1 rRNA gene is annotated in these 1703 nt (G+C 55.4%); it reads right to left on the bottom strand.

From position 1 onward, the window contains the following. A 23S ribosomal RNA gene (locus RB620_RS30045) occupies positions 1-1703 on the bottom strand; the annotation flags it as partial.

Genomic DNA, 1703 nt, shown 5'->3' with positions numbered 1-1703 from the left:
TAGGATAAGCCCTCGACCGATTAGTATTCGTCAGCTCCACACATTGCTGTGCTTCCACCCCGAACCTATCAACCTCGTCGTCTTCAAGGGGTCTTACATACTGGGAAATCTCATCTTGAGGGGGGCTTCACGCTTAGATGCTTTCAGCGCTTATCCCGTCCGTACTTGGCTACCCAGCGGTGCTCCTGGCGGAACAACTGGTACACCAGCGGTACGTCCATCCCGGTCCTCTCGTACTAAGGACAGCTCCTCTCAAATTTCCTACGCCCGCGACAGATAGGGACCGAACTGTCTCACGACGTTCTGAACCCAGCTCGCGTACCGCTTTAATGGGCGAACAGCCCAACCCTTGGGACCTACTTCAGCCCCAGGATGCGATGAGCCGACATCGAGGTGCCAAACCTCCCCGTCGATGTGGACTCTTGGGGGAGATAAGCCTGTTATCCCCAGGGTAGCTTTTATCCGTTGAGCGATGGCCCTTCCATTCGGTACCACCGGATCACTAAGCCCGACTTTCGTCCCTGCTCGACTTGTAGGTCTCGCAGTCAAGCTCCCTTATGCCTTTGCACTCTTCGAATGATTTCCAACCATTCTGAGGGAACCTTTGGGCGCCTCCGTTACATTTTAGGAGGCGACCGCCCCAGTCAAACTGCCCGCCTGACACGGTCCCCGCACCGGTTTCACGGTGCCAGGTTAGAACTCCGATACGATCAGGGTGGTATCCCAACGGCGCCTCCACCGAAGCTGGCGCTCCGGCTTCCTAGGCTCCCACCTATCCTGTACAGATCGTACCAAAGTCCAATATCAAGCTGCAGTAAAGCTCCATGGGGTCTTTCCGTCTTGTCGCGGGTAACCTGCATCTTCACAGGTATTAAAATTTCACCGGATCTCTCGTTGAGACAGCGCCCAAGTCGTTACGCCATTCGTGCGGGTCAGAATTTACCTGACAAGGAATTTCGCTACCTTAGGACCGTTATAGTTACGGCCGCCGTTTACTGGGGCTTCGGTTCACAGCTTCGGGTTGCCCCTAACCGCTCCCCTTAACCTTCCAGCACCGGGCAGGCGTCAGCCCGTATACTTCGCCTTACGGCTTCGCACAGACCTGTGTTTTTGCTAAACAGTCGCTTGGGCCTTTTCACTGCGGCCCCCTCGGGCTATTCACCCTACCGAGGCACCCCTTCTCCCGAAGTTACGGGGTCATTTTGCCGAGTTCCTTAACGAGAGTTCTTCCGCGCGCCTTAGCATGCTCTGCTCGCCTACCTGTGTCGGTTTGCGGTACGGGCACCTAGATCTAACTAGAGGCTTTTCTCGACAGCCGGAGTACATGACCTTCGCTACTGCAATTTTCGCTCCCCATCACAGCCCAGCCTAACAGTCGGCGGATTTGCCTACCGACTAGCCTCACTGCTTGGACGGGCTATTCCATCAGCCCGCGTCACTGCCCTTCTGTGTCACCCCATTGCTCAAACAATCTTCGGTGGTACAGGAATATCAACCTGTTGTCCTTCCACTACGCCTTTCGGCCTCGCGTTAGGTCCCGACTTACCCTGAGCGGACGAGCCTTCCTCAGGAACCCTTAGGCTTTCGGCGGACAAGATTCTCACTTGTCTTTTCGTTACTCATACCGGCATTCTCACTCGTATACCGTCCACCAGTCCTTACGGTCTGACTTCAACCTATATACGACGCTCCCCTACCCAAGT

The sequence above is a fragment of the Paenibacillus sp. LHD-117 genome (assembly GCF_030929555.1).
In the GTDB taxonomy this organism is placed as follows: domain Bacteria; phylum Bacillota; class Bacilli; order Paenibacillales; family Paenibacillaceae; genus Pristimantibacillus.
The sequence above is the reverse complement of the archived record's forward strand: the minus strand, read 5'-3'. Positions and strand labels throughout refer to the sequence as shown.